At 73.0% G+C, this 13,714-nt stretch carries 14 protein-coding genes; 8 read left to right on the top strand and 6 right to left on the bottom strand.

Annotated features, from left to right (window positions below; all coding sequences use genetic code 11):
- The 8 genes from DKT68_RS26165 to DKT68_RS26130 all read left to right on the top strand — a co-directional run.
- Positions 1 to 1,019 (top strand): THUMP-like domain-containing protein (locus DKT68_RS26165; protein ID WP_109820039.1); only part of this gene is annotated, 1,019 nt, incomplete at its 5' end.
- Positions 1,020 to 1,029: 10 nt separating this feature from the next.
- A complete protein-coding gene (gene ybaK / locus DKT68_RS26160) occupies positions 1,030 to 1,509 on the top strand; it encodes a Cys-tRNA(Pro) deacylase (protein ID WP_109820037.1) in 480 nt (159 codons plus the stop codon).
- Positions 1,510 to 1,686: 177 nt separating this feature from the next.
- Complete coding sequence (locus tag DKT68_RS26155) at positions 1,687 to 2,781, top strand: sugar ABC transporter substrate-binding protein (RefSeq protein WP_109820036.1); 1,095 nt, start codon at positions 1,687 to 1,689, stop codon at positions 2,779 to 2,781.
- Between the two features lie 112 nt (positions 2,782 to 2,893).
- A complete protein-coding gene (locus DKT68_RS26150; protein ID WP_109820035.1) occupies positions 2,894 to 3,712 on the top strand; it encodes an ATP-binding cassette domain-containing protein in 819 nt (272 codons plus the stop codon).
- Positions 3,709 to 4,971, top strand: coding sequence for a sugar ABC transporter permease (locus DKT68_RS26145; RefSeq protein ID WP_109820034.1), 1,263 nt, complete (start codon positions 3,709 to 3,711; stop codon positions 4,969 to 4,971). Before DKT68_RS26150 ends, DKT68_RS26145 begins: the two co-directional genes overlap by 4 nt.
- Before the next feature lie 20 nt (positions 4,972 to 4,991).
- On the top strand, positions 4,992 to 6,173 hold the full coding sequence (locus DKT68_RS26140; protein WP_109820033.1) for an ROK family protein: 1,182 nt from the start codon (positions 4,992 to 4,994) through the stop codon (positions 6,171 to 6,173).
- 19 nt (positions 6,174 to 6,192) lie between these two features.
- A complete protein-coding gene (locus DKT68_RS26135; RefSeq protein WP_109820032.1) occupies positions 6,193 to 6,492 on the top strand; it encodes a DUF1707 SHOCT-like domain-containing protein in 300 nt (99 codons plus the stop codon).
- 125 nt (positions 6,493 to 6,617) lie between these two features.
- A complete protein-coding gene (locus tag DKT68_RS26130) occupies positions 6,618 to 7,358 on the top strand; it encodes a DUF4142 domain-containing protein (protein WP_109820031.1) in 741 nt (246 codons plus the stop codon).
- Here DKT68_RS26130 and DKT68_RS26125 read toward each other — a convergent pair.
- The 6 genes from DKT68_RS26125 to tsaB all read right to left on the bottom strand — a co-directional run bounded on the left by DKT68_RS26125 (position 7,355) and on the right by tsaB (position 13,643).
- Positions 7,355 to 9,154 carry an ABC transporter ATP-binding protein gene (locus tag DKT68_RS26125; protein WP_109820030.1) on the bottom strand — a complete coding sequence of 600 codons (1,800 nt, stop codon included), beginning with the start codon at positions 9,152 to 9,154 and terminating at the stop codon, positions 7,355 to 7,357. The genes DKT68_RS26130 and DKT68_RS26125 overlap by 4 nt on opposite strands.
- The gene (locus tag DKT68_RS26120; protein WP_109820029.1) at positions 9,154 to 10,854 is read right to left on the bottom strand and encodes an ABC transporter ATP-binding protein; all 1,701 of its coding nucleotides are present in this window, start codon (positions 10,852 to 10,854) and stop codon (positions 9,154 to 9,156) included. Before DKT68_RS26120 ends, DKT68_RS26125 begins: the two co-directional genes overlap by 1 nt.
- A gap of 91 nt (positions 10,855 to 10,945) precedes the next feature.
- A complete protein-coding gene (locus tag DKT68_RS26115; RefSeq protein WP_109820038.1) occupies positions 10,946 to 11,200 on the bottom strand; it encodes a hypothetical protein in 255 nt (84 codons plus the stop codon).
- A gap of 14 nt (positions 11,201 to 11,214) precedes the next feature.
- On the bottom strand, positions 11,215 to 12,261 hold the full coding sequence (gene tsaD, locus DKT68_RS26110; RefSeq protein ID WP_109820028.1) for a tRNA (adenosine(37)-N6)-threonylcarbamoyltransferase complex transferase subunit TsaD: 1,047 nt from the start codon (positions 12,259 to 12,261) through the stop codon (positions 11,215 to 11,217).
- Positions 12,254 to 12,727 carry a ribosomal protein S18-alanine N-acetyltransferase gene (gene rimI / locus DKT68_RS26105; protein WP_109820027.1) on the bottom strand — a complete coding sequence of 158 codons (474 nt, stop codon included), beginning with the start codon at positions 12,725 to 12,727 and terminating at the stop codon, positions 12,254 to 12,256. The genes tsaD and rimI overlap by 8 nt, the downstream gene beginning before the upstream one ends.
- 238 nt (positions 12,728 to 12,965) lie before the next feature.
- A complete protein-coding gene (gene tsaB / locus DKT68_RS26095) occupies positions 12,966 to 13,643 on the bottom strand; it encodes a tRNA (adenosine(37)-N6)-threonylcarbamoyltransferase complex dimerization subunit type 1 TsaB (RefSeq protein ID WP_109820026.1) in 678 nt (225 codons plus the stop codon).
- Positions 13,644 to 13,714 lie beyond the last annotated feature (71 nt).

Raw genomic sequence — 13,714 nt, 5'->3', positions numbered from 1 at the left:
GGCCTGCTCCAGCCCGGGCCGCCGCCGGGATGTTCCTGACCCGCCCCGGGCTGGAGCAGGCCACCCGCCGGGTGGTCGCCGACCGCCGGGCCGCCCGGCTGCGCGAGGCCGGCGTCCGCACGCTGGCCGACCTGGGCTGCGGCCTGGGCGCCGACGCGCTCGCCGCCGCCCGTGTCGGCATCCGGGTGTACGGGGTGGAGGCCGACCCGGTGACCGCCGAGATGGCCACCGCCAACGCCGCCGCGGCCGGACTGACCGAGCTGTTCACGGTCGAGTGCGGCGACGCCACCGCATTCGACGTCTCCCGGGTCGACGGCGTCTTCTGCGATCCGGCCCGGCGCCGGGCCGGCACCGGGCGGCGGATCTTCGACCCGCGCGCCTACTCACCGCCGTGGGACTTCGTCACCGGGTTGGCCGAGCGGGTGCCCCGCACCGTGGTCAAGGTGGCCCCGGGCCTGGATCACGCGCTCATTCCGGCCGGCGCGGAGGCGGAGTGGGTCGGCGTGGACGGCGACCTGGTCGAGGCCGCGCTCTGGTGCGGCGAGCTGGCGGAGGTGCCCCGGCGGGCGACCCTGTACCGCCAGGAGGGTGTCGAGACCCGCCGCCACCAGCTCACCGGCTCGGGCGCCGCCGAGGCGCCGGTCGGGCCGGTCCGCCGCTACCTGTACGACCCGGACGCGGCGGTGGTCCGCGCGCACCTCGTCGCCGAGCTGGCCGGCGAGCTGGACGCCACGCTCGGCGACCCGAGCATCGCCTACCTCTACGCCGACCACCCCACCCGCACCCCGTACGCGCGCTGCCTGGAGGTGACCGACGTGCTGCCGTTCTCGCTCAAGCGCCTGCGGGCCCTGCTGCGGGAGCGCCGGGTGGGCCGGGTGGAGATCCTCAAGCGGGGTTCCGCGCTCACCCCGGAGCAGCTCCGGCGAGACCTGCGGCTGGCGGGTGACGCGGCGGCGAGCCTGGTCCTCACCAGGGTTGCCGGGGGGCCGACCGTGTTGATCTGCCAGCCGGTCGACTAGGTTCGGTGCCGTGGCGGGACAGGGCACTCCGGCAACGGCGCTGCTGGTCAAGCGCGGGATCGCGCATCGCACCCACCCGTACCGGGTGGCGGCGGACGCGCCGAACTACGGCGCGCTGGTGGCGGAGGCGCTCGGCGTGGCGCCGGAGCGGGTGTTCAAGTCGCTGGTGACCGAGGTTGACGGCGCGCTCACCGTGGCGGTCGTCCCGGTGACCGGCGAGCTCGACCTCAAGGCGCTCGCGGCGGCGGTCGGCGGCAAGCGGGCGGCGCTGGCCGACCGGGCGGTCGCCGAACGGGCCACCGGCTACGTGCGCGGCGGGATCAGCCCGCTCGGGCAGCGCCGACGGCTGCCCACCGTGCTGGACGACTCCGCGCTCGACCTACCGACGATCTATGTCTCCGCCGGGCGGCGCGGTCTTCAGCTCGAACTGGCCGCGGCGGATCTGGTCGTGTTGACCGACGCGCGTACGGCGGCGCTGCAGAGCCGCTGACGGCTGCTGTCCACCGTCGTCTCCCCTGGATGACCGGGGAGTGACAGTCGCGTTGCTGAATTGTTATTGCTCCCAACAAACTTGACGCTCCGGCGGTCTTGTGGACCGTGCGCAGGGGAAATACGTTGCCGGGCACAACAAAAGAAACACCTCCCCCACCCCGAAAGGACCCTGCACATGCGTAAGGGGCTCCTCACCATCGCCGCCGTGGGCCTGCTCACGACCGGCAGCATGACCGCCTGCAGCGGCGACTCCGGCGACGACCAGGCCAGCTCCGCCAAGACCCCCAAGATCGGCGTCATCCTCCCGGACAGCAAGTCCTCCGCCCGTTGGGAGAGCGCGGACCGTCGGTTCCTGGAAGAGGCGTTCAAGGCCGCCGGCGTCCAGTACGACATCCAGAACGCCCAGAACGACAAGACCGCCTTCCAGACCATCGCCGACCAGATGATCACCAGCGGCGTCACCGCCCTGATGATCGTCAACCTGGACTCCGGCACCGGCAAGGCCGTGCTCGACAAGGCCAAGTCGCAGGGCGTCGCCACCATCGACTACGACCGGCTCACCCTGGGCGGCTCGGCCCAGTACTACGTCAGCTTCGACAACGAGACCGTGGGCAAGCTCCAGGGCGAGGGCCTGGCCAAGTGCCTGACCGACCAGGGCGCCAAGAACCCGGTCGTGGCGTACCTCAACGGCTCCCCCACCGACAACAACGCCACCCTGTTCAAGAACGGCTACGACTCGGTGCTCAAGCCGAAGTTCGACGCCAAGGAGTACGTCAAGGGCCCCGAGGACGCCGTGCCGGCGTGGGACAACGCGCAGGCCACCACGATCTTCGAGCAGCAGCTCACCAAGGCCAACGGCAAGATCGACGGCGTGCTGGCCGCCAACGACGGTCTCGGCAACGCGGCCATCTCCGTGCTGAAGAAGAACAAGCTCAACGGCAAGGTGCCGGTGACCGGGCAGGACGCCAGCACGGAAGGCCTCCAGAACATCCTCACCGGCGACCAGTGCATGACCGTCTACAAGGCCGTCCGGGAAGAGGCCAAGGCTGCCTCCGACCTGGCCATCGCGCTGGCCAAGGGCGAGAAGAAGGACACCGGCCAGACGGTGAAGGACCCGGAGGGCAACCGGGACGTCCCCTCGGTGCTGCTCACCCCCAAGGCCATCTACAAGGAGAACGTCAAGGACGTCATCGCCGACGGCTACGTGACCAAGGAAGAGGTCTGCGCCGGGGCGTACGCCAAACTCTGCGCCGACGCCGGCATCAGCTGACCACAGCCGCAGTACCGCCGGGACGACACACGCCGCCCGGCACGGGAGCACCCTCCCGTGCCGGGCGGGCGCCCGCCGGACGGGCCCCGACCCTCCGCGAAGGAGACCCCCCGTGTCCGCGACCCCCCTGCTGGAACTACGCGGGATCGACAAGAGCTTCGGTCCCGTCCAGGTGCTCCGCGACGTCGCTTTCACCGTCCACCCCGGCGAAGTGACCGCGTTGGTCGGCGACAACGGCGCCGGCAAGTCGACCCTGGTCAAGTGCATCAGCGGCATCCACCCCACCGACGCCGGCGAGTTCCTGTTCAACGGCGAACCGGTGAGCATCAGCAACCCCCGCGACGCCGCCGCCCTCGGCATCGAGGTCGTCTACCAGGACTTGGCGCTCTGCGACAACCTCGACATCGTGCAGAACATGTTCCTCGGCCGGGAACGGCGCAGCGGCATCGTCCTGGACGAACCGACCATGGAACAGCTCGCCGCCGAGACGCTGGCCGGGCTCTCCATCCGCACCGTCACCTCGCTACGCCAGCACGTCTCCAGCCTCTCCGGCGGTCAGCGCCAGACCGTGGCCATCGCCAAGGCGGTGCTGTGGAACAGCAAGCTCGTCATCCTGGACGAGCCGACCGCGGCGCTCGGCGTGGCGCAGACCGCCCAGGTGCTCGAACTCGTCCGCCGGCTCGCCGACAACGGCCTGGCCGTGGTGCTCATCTCGCACAACATGAACGACGTCTTCGCCGTCTCCGACCGGATCTCCGCGCTGTACCTCGGCCAGATGGTCGCCCAGGTGAAGACCACCGACATCACCCATGCCCAGGTGGTCGAACTGATCACCGCCGGGCGCTCGGGCGGGCTCGGCCCCGCCACCGACCCGGGCGGCAACGGCAACGGCGCGCAGCCGGCCGACTCGACCTCAGGAGGCGACCGATGACCACCACCGCCGTGCGGAAGGACGGCCCTGCGGCCGTCACACCGCCGCCGACCGTCGGAGGCCACGTCCGCACCTACTGGAAGCGCGTACGCGGTGGCGACGTCGGCGCGTTACCGGCCGTGCTCGGCCTGATCGTGCTCTGCACCGTCTTCGCGGTCATGCGGCCGTCCTCGTTCCTGTCGGCCGGCAACTTCGCCAACCTCTTCACCCAGGGCGCGGCGGTCACGCTGATCGCGATGGGTCTGGTCTTCGTGCTGCTGCTCGGCGAGATCGACCTCTCCGCCGGCTTCGCCAGCGGGGTCTGCGCCGCGGTGCTGGCCAATGTGGTCACCGTCCTCGGTTACCCCTGGTGGGTGGCCGTGCTCGCCGCGGTCGCCACCGGACTGGTCATCGGCACCGGCCTCGGTCTGCTCGTCGCGAAGATCGGAATTCCGTCATTCGTGGTCACCCTCGCCGGCTTCCTCGCCTTCCAGGGCATCGTGCTGCTGCTCGTGAAGGAGGGCACCAACATCTCCGTCCGGGACGAGGTGCTGGTCGCCATCGCCAACCGCAACCTCGCCCCCACCCTGGGCTGGGCGTTGACCGTCCTCGCCGTCGTCGGCTACGCGGCGGTGCAACTGCTGCGCCACCGCAACCGCGTGGCCCGCGGTCTGATCACCGACCCGATCGCGGTGGTGGCGCTCCGGATCGCCGGGCTGGCCGTCATCCTCGGCACGGCGGTGTACGTCCTCAACCTGGAGCGCAGCCGCAACGTACTGATCGTCTCGCTCAAGGGTGTGCCGATCGTGGTGCCGGTCATCGCGGTGCTGCTGATCGTCTGGACCTTCGTGCTCCAACGCACCAGCTACGGCCGGCACATCTACGCCGTGGGCGGCAACCGGGAAGCGGCCCGCCGGGCCGGCATCAACGTCGACCGGATCCGGATCTCGGTGTTCGTGATCTGCTCGTCCATGGCCGCCGTCGGTGGCATCGTGGCGGCCAGCCGGGCCAACTCGGTCGACCCGAACACGGGTGGCAGTAACGTACTGCTCTACGCGGTCGGCGCGGCGGTGATCGGCGGCACGAGCCTCTTCGGCGGCAAGGGCCGCGTCCTCGACGCCGTGCTCGGCGGCGCGGTGGTCGCGGTCATCGAAAACGGAATGGGTCTGATGGGGTACAGCGCGGGAGTCAAGTACGTGGTCACCGGCGTCGTGCTTCTCCTCGCCGCCAGCGTGGACGCTCTCTCCCGCCGCCGCGCCGCCGCTACCGGCACCCGCTGACCGCGGGAGGTGGCACCGCGATGCGCCCGGCACCGAGCCAGGACGAGGTTCGACGGCAGAACCTCGGGGCCCTGTTGCGACACGTGCACGTCCACGGGGCGACCACGCGTGCCGAACTCACCACCACGCTGGGCCTGAACCGGAGCACCATCGGCGCGCTCACCGCCGACCTGGCCGGCGTGGGGCTGGTCAGCGAGGGAGCGCCCCGGGAGACCGGCCGGGCCGGACGACCGTCGCTGGTCGTCCGGCCCGAGTCGGCCCGGGTGTTCGCGTACGCGTACTCCGTGGAGGTGGATCGGCTGCGCGCCGCCCGGATCGGTCTGGGCGGCGCGGTGCTGGACCAGCGGGAGCTGGACCGGCCGCGCGGCCTGCTGGCCGCGGAGGCGGCGCCGCTGCTGGCCGGCGCGGTCAAGGAGATGCAGCAGGGCGTGCCGGCCGACGCGATCTGCGTCGGCGCCGGCGTGGCGGTCTGCGGCATGGTCCGCCGCGACGACGGCCTGGTCCGGCTCGGCCCGACCACCGGCTGGGTGGACGAGCCGATCGGCGCGGCGCTCGGCGCCGAACTGGGCATCGACGTGCCGATCACGGTGGGCAACGTGGCCGACGTGGCCGCGTTCGCCGAGCACGCGCGAGGTGTCGCCGCCGGCTGCGACAACGTCATCTACCTGTACGGCGACGTCGGCGTGGGCGCCGGCATCATCGCCGGCGGGCGTCGGCTGACCGGGCACGGCGGGTACGGCGGCGAGGTCGGCCACATGAAGGTGGTCCGCGACGGCATGCCCTGCGAGTGCGGCTCCCGGGGTTGCTGGGAGACCGAGATCGGCGAACACGGCCTGCTCCGTGCCGCCGGGCGCTCCGACGCCCGGGGCCGGGACGCGCTGCTGGCGGTCTTCGACGCCGCCGACCGGGGCGACGCCCGGGCCCAGACGGCGGTTCGCCAGGCCGGTGACTGGCTCGGTTTCGGGGTGGCCAACCTGGTGAACATCTTCAACCCCGAGATGGTCATCTTCGGCGGCACCATGCGCGACCTCTACCTCGCCGCGGCAGCCCAGATCCGCAGCCGGCTCAACTCCAACGCGCTCGACGCCTGCCTGGAGCACGTACGGCTGCGCACCCCCAAACTGGGCAAGGACGCACCCCTGATCGGCGCCGCCGAACTGGCCTTCGAACGGCTGCTCGCCGACCCCCTCGACGTGGGCTGATCCGCGTACCCTGTCCGGCGTGGATGTCGAGCTGCGCGCCTCCGACGACGACCGCAACCGGGTGGTCGCCGAGCTGCACCGGCACACCACGGCGGGCCGGCTCACCCTGGACGAGTTCTCCGACCGGGTCGGCGCCGTGTGGACCGCCCGCACCCTCGGTGACCTGGCCGCACTGACCCGCGACCTGCCCGCCCTGGCCGCCGACGCGTCGACCGGCGGAGATGCCACTGCGCACGGCCGCCGCGAGCTGCTGGTGCTCTTCGCCGTCGCCGCGCTCACCCTGCTGCTGCTCGGCGGTTTCCTCGCCGTCACCCGCTGACCCGCCCCGCCAACCGGTGAACTGATCGGGCGGTCAGTCCGTATCAGTGGACGGACGGGCAGCCGGCAGCATACGGCTGCCCGGTCCAGACGCGTTTCGGTCCGGACCGAGGAGGCACCGCAGACATGGCACCGCTCAGATCCGCCCGTCGCCGGCTGGGCAACCGGACCCACCGGGCGGCGATGCTGCTCATCGCCGTCATCGCGGGGATCGCTGTCCTGCCGGGCGTGGCCGTCGCCGCGCCCGCCGGCGGGCAGCAGCTCAACGCCGCCGACATGACACTGCTCAACGGGGTGCGGCTGGCCGGGTTGTGGGAGATGCCGGCCGGTCAGATGGCCGCCGAGAAGGGGCAGTCGGCCAAGGTCCGGGAGATCGGCGCGGGCATCGCCAACGAGCACCAGAAGCTCGACCAGCTCGTCGTCGACGCCGCCAACAGGTTGAGGGCGAGCATCCCGAGCGAGCCGACCGCCGAGCAGAAGGGCTGGCTGTCGGAGATGCAGAACGCCTCCGGCGCCCGGTTCGACCAGATCTTCGTCACCCGGCTCCGGGTGGCCCACGGGAAGATCTTCCCGGTGATCGGGGCGGTGCGGGCCAGCACCCGGGACGCCACCGTCCGCAAGCTCTGCGACGACGCCAACGGCTTCGTGATGCACCACATGCAGATGCTGGAGAGCACCGGGCTGGTCCGCTGGCCGGAACTGCCGCCAGCGGCGCTGCCCGCCCCCGGCAACGACGGCCTGCTGGCCGCCGCCGCGGCGAACACCGGCCCGCAGGTCGGGGTCAGCAGCACCGTCGTCTGGCTGGTCTTCCTCGCCGCGCTGGGCACCGGCGGGATCGCCACCTACCGGATGCTGCGCCGGAGCTAGTCGCCTGCCTCGCTGGTGGCGGGCCGGTCGCCGGGCTCGTCGCTGTGGTGCCAGGAGCGCCACAGCGCGGCGTACGAGCCGCCGGCCGCCACCAGCTCGTCGTGCGGACCGAACTCGGTGATCCGGCCGTCCTCCACCACCGCCACCCGGTCGGCGTCGTGTGCCGAGAAGAGCCGGTGCGCGATGGCGATGACGGTACGGCCGGCCAGCACGGCGGCCAGGGACCGTTCCAGCTCCCGGGCGGCGCGCGGGTCGATCAACGAGGTCGCCTCGTCGAGCACCAGGGTGTGCGGATCGGCCAGCACCAGCCGGGCCAGCGCCACCTGCTGCGACTGCGCCGGGGAGAGCGGATGACCGCCGGCGCCGACCACCGTGTCCAGCCCGTCGGGCAGCGCCTCGGCCCAGTCCAGGGCGGCGACCGCGGCGAGCGCCGCCCGCACCTGCGCCGGGTCGGCGCCGGGCCGGACCATGGCCACGTTCTCCCGTAGCGAGCCGATGAAGACGTGGTGCTCCTGGGTGACCAGGGCGACGTGCGAGCGCAGCTCGTCCAGCGGCAGCTCGTCCAGTCGCCGGCCGCCCACGGTCACCGAGCCGCTGCGCGGGGCGTGCACCCCGGCCAGCAGCCGACCCAGCGTGGACTTACCGGCGCCGGACGGCCCGACCATGGCCAGCTTCTCGCCCGGCCGCGGGACCAGGGTCACCCCGTGCAGGACGTCCCGCCCGGCCCGGTACGCGTACCGGACGTCACGGGCCGCGAGCTGCTCCGGGCCGCCGTCGGAGGGTGCGACAGGAGCCGGAACGCCGGCGGCGGAAGTCTCACCGGTACGGGCCACCCCCAGCAGGCGGGCCATCGAGGCGCCGCCCACCTGGAGCTCGTCCAACCAGGACAGCAGCCGGTCGACGGGGTCCACCAACTGCTGCACGTAGAGGGTCGCCGCGGTGACCTGGCCGAGGCTGACCCAGCCCCGCAGGTAGAACCAGCCGCCGATCAGCAGCGTGGCGACCACCGGCACCACGTACCCGATCTCGGCGACCGGAAAGAAGACGGTCCGCAGGTTGAGGGTGTAGCGCTCCGCCGCGTACGACCGGCCGATGTCCGTGTCGGTGCGGGCCCGACGGCGCGCCTGCTGCCGCAACGCCTCGGTGGTCCGCGAGCCCTCGACGGTCTCGCTGATCCCGTCCGTGATGTCCGAGTATGCGGCGTTCTCCCGCAGGTAGCCGGCGGGGGCGCGGCGCAGGTACCAGCGGGCGCCGGCCCAGAGCAGCGGCACCGCCAGCAGGCAGGGCAGCGCGAGCAGCGGGCCGATCAGCAGCAGCGCGCCGACGATGAACCCGCTGGTGACCACCGCGATCAGCGTCTCGGGCACCGCCAGGCGGACGGTTCGCGACAGCGCGGAGACGTCCCGGGACGTGCGCGTGAGCAGATCCCCGGTGCCGGCACGCTCGACGGTGGCCAGCGGCAGGTCGAGGACGCGGTCCACGAACTCTTCGCGCAGCTCGGCGAGGACCCGCTCACCGAGCCGGGCCGACGCCAGGTGGGCGAACCGGACCAGCACCGACTGGGCCACCACGAAACCGCCGATGAGCAGCGCGACCCGGTCCACCGTGGACTGCGCGACGCCCCGGGAGATGCCCTCCACGAGGTCACCGAGCAGCCGCGGGGCGACCAACCCGGCGGCGGCGGCCAGCGCGTGCAGGCCCAGCGCGGCGGCCAGCGCGCGCGGGTGCCGGCGGACGAGCGTCCGCGCGTACCGGCGGACCTGCCGCGCGTCGGCGACCGGCAGTGCGGTGGCCATCAGTTCTCCTCCCGGCTGACCGTCGCCCGGTAGCGCGGCTCGCCGTCCAGCAGCTCGGCGTGCGTCCCCTCGGCCACCACCTTGCCGTCCTCCACGAAGATCACCCGGTCGGCTCGGCTGAGCACCAGCGGGCTGGTGGTGCAGACCAGGGTGGTCCGGCCGGCACGGGCGGCGCCCAACCGCTGCGCGATCCGCGCCTCGGTGTGCGCGTCGACCGCGCTGGTCGGCTCCACCAGCAGCAACGTCTCCGGGTCGGCGACCAGCGCACGGGCCAGGCGCAGCCGCTGCCGCTGCCCCCCGGAGAACTCCCGGCCGCGCTCGGCCACCAGGCTGTCCAGCCCGTCGGGCAGCGCCTCGACGATGTCCGTCGCGCTCGCCGCGACCAGCGCCTCGGTGAGCACGTCGTCGTCGTCCCGGTCGTGCGGGTCCAGCTCCGTGCGGAGCCGGCCGGTGAACAGATGTGCGTCGTTGTCGGCCACCAGGATCCGCGCGCGCACCGTCGTCAGCGCCAGCGACCGCAGCGGTACGCCGTGCAGCGTGGCGTCCGAATCGGTGTACCGGCCGAGCCGGTCCACGATCGCGGCCGCGTCCTCCGGGGCGGTGGTGGCCAGCGCGGTGAATTGGCCGGGTCGCAGCGCCACCCCGGAGTCGGGGTCGGCCACCTCCCCCGGCCCGTCGGGCAGCGCCACCGGCTGCGCCGGGTCGACCAGCTCCGGGGTGAGTCGCAGCAGCCGGACCACCCGGCGGGCCGACACGTGCCCACGGGTCAACTTGTCGACCGCCTCGGTGAGGTTGCGCAACGGGTTGACCAGGAACGCGGTGTAGCCGTAGAAGGCGACCAGTTGCCCGGCGCTGATCTGGTCGCGCAGCGCGAACCGGGCGCCCAGCCAGGTCACCAGCACCAGGAAGGCGCCGGGCAGCAGCACCTGGGCCGCCTCCAGCAGCGACTCGACCCGGGCCACCCGCAGGCCACGCGTCCGCAGCTCCTGTGACCGGGCGCGATAACGGGCGGAGAGCAGCGGCTCACCCCCGACGCCGCGCAGCACCCGCAGCCCGGAGACGATGTCGCCGGCCCGGGTGGTCAGCGCACCCTCCGCGTCCCGGTACGCCTGCTGCTGGCGGTGCAGCGGCCGGATGAGCAGCGCCACCACCGCCATCAGCACCGGCACGCCGAGCACCACGACCAGCCCGAGTGGCATCGAGGCGTTCAGCAGGATCACGGCGACGGTGGCGATCGCGACCAGCGAACCGGCGCCCCGGGCGGTGATGTCGATGGCGTGCCCGATCTGGCCGATGTCGGCCGTGCCGATGCTCACCACCTCGCCGGCGGCCACCCGGCGGGGCAGCGCGGCGCCGAGCCGGTTCGCCGCCTCCACCGTCAACTGCACCGTCCGGTACGCCCCGGCCAGCCAGTTGTGCACGGCGCAGCGGTGCCGCAGGATCCCGGCGACCGCCTGGAGCACGCCCAGCCCGAACAGCACCAGACCCCAGGTGAGCAGGGCGCCCTCGTCGCGGCGGGCCAGCCCGTCGACGGCCCGGCCGACGGCGGCCGGCATCAGCGCCTGCGCCACCATCCACACCACACCGAGCGCGATACCCACGGTGAACAGCCGCTTGTGCCGGCTCGCCAACCAGATCAGATAGCGGGTTGCCGAGCGGGCATCGGGTACGCCGGGATCGCCGGCCAGTGTGAAGCGCATAGGGGCTCGACGCTAGGCGGCCTCATCGACCCGGGCGAACCAATTATCCCCCGATGGTGCCGCAGCTCACGGCGGAGCCGGGTCGGCCGGGTCAGCGGTCGACCTGGGTGAAGTCCCAGGAGTGCGGAGCCCGGGCCACCAGCAGGGCGGGCGGCTCGGGCAGCGGGCGCGGGTTGCTGCGCCACTTGGAGATGACCACCACGAGGTGGTCGGTGGAGGAGAAGACCTCACTGGACACGTGCAGCGGGTCGTGCTCCAACTCGGGCAGGGCGGTGTCGCACACCCAGGTGATCAGGTCGGCGACGCCGTACGCCTCGGCGCGCGCCTCCCACATCCGCACGATCATGTCCGCCGCCCCCGTCACACGCTGACCGTGGTCAACGGCAGTGCCGAGTCGGCCGGCAGGTCCAGCCGGCTGGGCGCGACCCCCGCCGCGACCAGGTGTGACCCGAGCGCGGCCACCATCGCCCCGTTGTCGGTGCACAGCTTCGGGCGGGGCACCCGCACCCGGATGCCGTACTTCTCGGCCCGCTGCTCGGCCAACGCCCGCAGCCGCGAGTTCGCCGCCACTCCCCCGCCGATCACCAGGGTCTCGATCCCGTTCGCACGGCAGGCGGCGAGCGCCTTCGTGGTCAGCACGTCGCAGACCGCCTCCTGGAAGGACGCGGCCACGTCAGCAACCGGAACCGGCTCGCCGGCGCGCTGCCGCGCCTCGACCCAGCGGGCCACCGCCGTCTTCAGCCCGGAGAACGAGAAGTCGTACCGGTGCGCGGCGAGGTCCTTCGCGGCGGTCAGGCCGCGCGGGAAGGCGATCGCGGCGGCGTCGCCGGCCCGCGCCTCGCGGTCGATGGGCGGCCCGCCCGGGAACGGCAGGCCGAGCAGCCGGGCCACCTTGTCGAACGCCTCACCGGCCGCGTCGTCGATGGTGGCGCCGAGCGGCGTCACGCCCCGCGCCAGGTCGTCGACCAGCAGCAGGGACGAGTGCCCGCCGGAGACCAGCAGGGCGATGGCCGGTTCGGGCAGCGGACCGTGCTCCAGCGTGTCCACCGCGACGTGCGCGGCCAGGTGGTTGACGCCGTACACCGGCTTCTCCGCGGCGAGCGCGTACCCCTTGGCGGCGGCGACGCCCACGAGCAGCGCGCCGGCCAGCCCCGGACCGGAGGTCACCGCGATCGCGTCGATGTCGGCCAGCGTGACGCCGGCCTCGCTCAGCGCCCGGTCCATGGTCGGCACGATGGCCTCCAGGTGGGCCCGGCTGGCCACCTCGGGCACCACGCCCCCGAAACGGGCGTGTTCCTCGACGCTGGAGGCGAGCGCGTCGGCCAGCAGGGTGTGCCCCCGGACGATGCCCACGCCGGTCTCGTCGCAGGAGGTCTCGATGCCCAGGATCAGCGGTTCGTCAGCCATGGTCGTGTGGTCCGTCTCCGGTCGGCTCGGCGACGCGCTGCATGACCAGCGCGTCGGTGTTGCTCGGTTGGTAGTAGCCGCGCCGCACCCCGATCGGCTCGAACCCGTACGTCGCGTAGAGCCGCTGCGCGGCGGCGTTGTCCACGGCGACCTCCAGCAGCATGCTGCGTACGCCACGCCGGGCCGCCTCGGCGAGCAACTCCTCCAGCAGGACACGGCCGACGCCGCGTCGTTGGGCGTCGCGCCGGACCGCGATGTTCTGCACCCACACCTCGTCCGGGGGCGCCCCGGCGAGCCCGGCGTAACCGAGCACCCGGCCGTCCTCGCCGACGGCCACCCGGTAGTAGTGCCCGCTGGCCAGCTCGTTCCAGAACATCGCCGGCGACCACTGCTCGGCGCCGAACAGGTCAGCCTCGATCGGCAGCACCTGGTCGATGTGCCACCAGCGGAAAGGCTCCAGCCGCACACTCACGGTCGCGCCTCTGTTCGCGACTGCGGGGCTCGCAAACCCGGCTCACTCCTCGCGCTCACGGTGCCACCTCTGTTCGCGACTGCGGGGCTCGCAAACACGGCTCACTCCTCGCGCTCACGGTGCCACCTCTGTTCGCGACTGCGGGGCTCGCAAACCCAGCTCACTCCTCGCGCTCACGGTGCCACCTCTGTTCGCGACTGCGGGGCTCGCAAACCCAGCTCACTCCTCGCGCTCACGGGAGGACCGGCTTGCGGGCCGTCGCCACCACGGCGTCCGGACGGCGCAGGTACAGCGGAGTGAGCCGTTCGCTGGGTGCGCCGGCCCGGATCCGCTCCGCGGCGAGCAACGCCAGCACGGTGGCGTCCGGGTAGCGCGGTTCGACCCGGACCGGCAGGTTCAGGATCTCGGCGTACCGGTGGGCGCCGTCGCCGACCGCAACCGTCGCCCCCAGCTCCCGGGCGCGCGCGGCGGCCACCGCGGGCGTGGACACCTCGGGCCCGACGATCCGCTGGCCGGCGCCGTCGTAGACGGCCCAGTAGAGCTCCTTGCGGCGGGCGTCGCTGGCGGCCAGCACCGGCTCGCCGGCCGCCGCCGGGTAGCCGATGCCGTCCAGGGAGCAGACGCCGTACGCGGGAATGCCGAGCACCTGGCCCATCGTGGCGGCCGTGACCAGGCCGACCCGCAGCCCAGTGAACGGCCCCGGGCCGAGCCCGGCGACAATCGCACCCAGGTCACGCGGGCGCGCGTCCGCGTCGGCGAGAACCGCGTCGACCTGAGGGGCCAGCAGTTCGCCGTGCGCGCGGGCGTCGACCGTGCACCGGTGCGCCCGGGACGCCACACCGTTCGCCGAGACCTCCACCAGAGCGGCGGTAACCGCGGGAGTCGAGCTGTCCACCACCAGTACGAGCACGGTAAGCCAGCCTAGCCGCCCCGCCACCGGCCCTCGTGGCGGGCGGGGCTGGGGCCGAACACGGAGGAGGG

Source organism: Micromonospora acroterricola (genome assembly GCF_003172955.1).
Taxonomy (GTDB): Bacteria; Actinomycetota; Actinomycetes; order Mycobacteriales; family Micromonosporaceae; genus Micromonospora; species Micromonospora acroterricola.
The sequence above is the reverse complement of the archived record's forward strand: the minus strand, read 5'-3'. Positions and strand labels throughout refer to the sequence as shown.

Excerpts from the sequence above, each read along its gene's own strand:
- DKT68_RS26155 (WP_109820036.1), top strand. The coding sequence starts at position 1,687 with ATGCGTAAGGGGCTCCTCACCATCGCCGCCGTGGGCCTGCTCACGACC.
- DKT68_RS26145 (WP_109820034.1), top strand. The coding sequence starts at position 3,709 with ATGACCACCACCGCCGTGCGGAAGGACGGCCCTGCGGCCGTCACACCG.
- DKT68_RS26140 (WP_109820033.1), top strand. The coding sequence starts at position 4,992 with ATGCGCCCGGCACCGAGCCAGGACGAGGTTCGACGGCAGAACCTCGGG.
- DKT68_RS26130 (WP_109820031.1), top strand. The coding sequence starts at position 6,618 with ATGGCACCGCTCAGATCCGCCCGTCGCCGGCTGGGCAACCGGACCCAC.
- DKT68_RS26125 (WP_109820030.1), bottom strand. The coding sequence starts at position 9,154 with ATGGCCACCGCACTGCCGGTCGCCGACGCGCGGCAGGTCCGCCGGTAC.
- DKT68_RS26120 (WP_109820029.1), bottom strand. The coding sequence starts at position 10,854 with ATGCGCTTCACACTGGCCGGCGATCCCGGCGTACCCGATGCCCGCTCG.
- DKT68_RS26115 (WP_109820038.1), bottom strand. The coding sequence starts at position 11,200 with ATGATCGTGCGGATGTGGGAGGCGCGCGCCGAGGCGTACGGCGTCGCC.
- tsaD (WP_109820028.1), bottom strand. The coding sequence starts at position 12,261 with ATGGCTGACGAACCGCTGATCCTGGGCATCGAGACCTCCTGCGACGAG.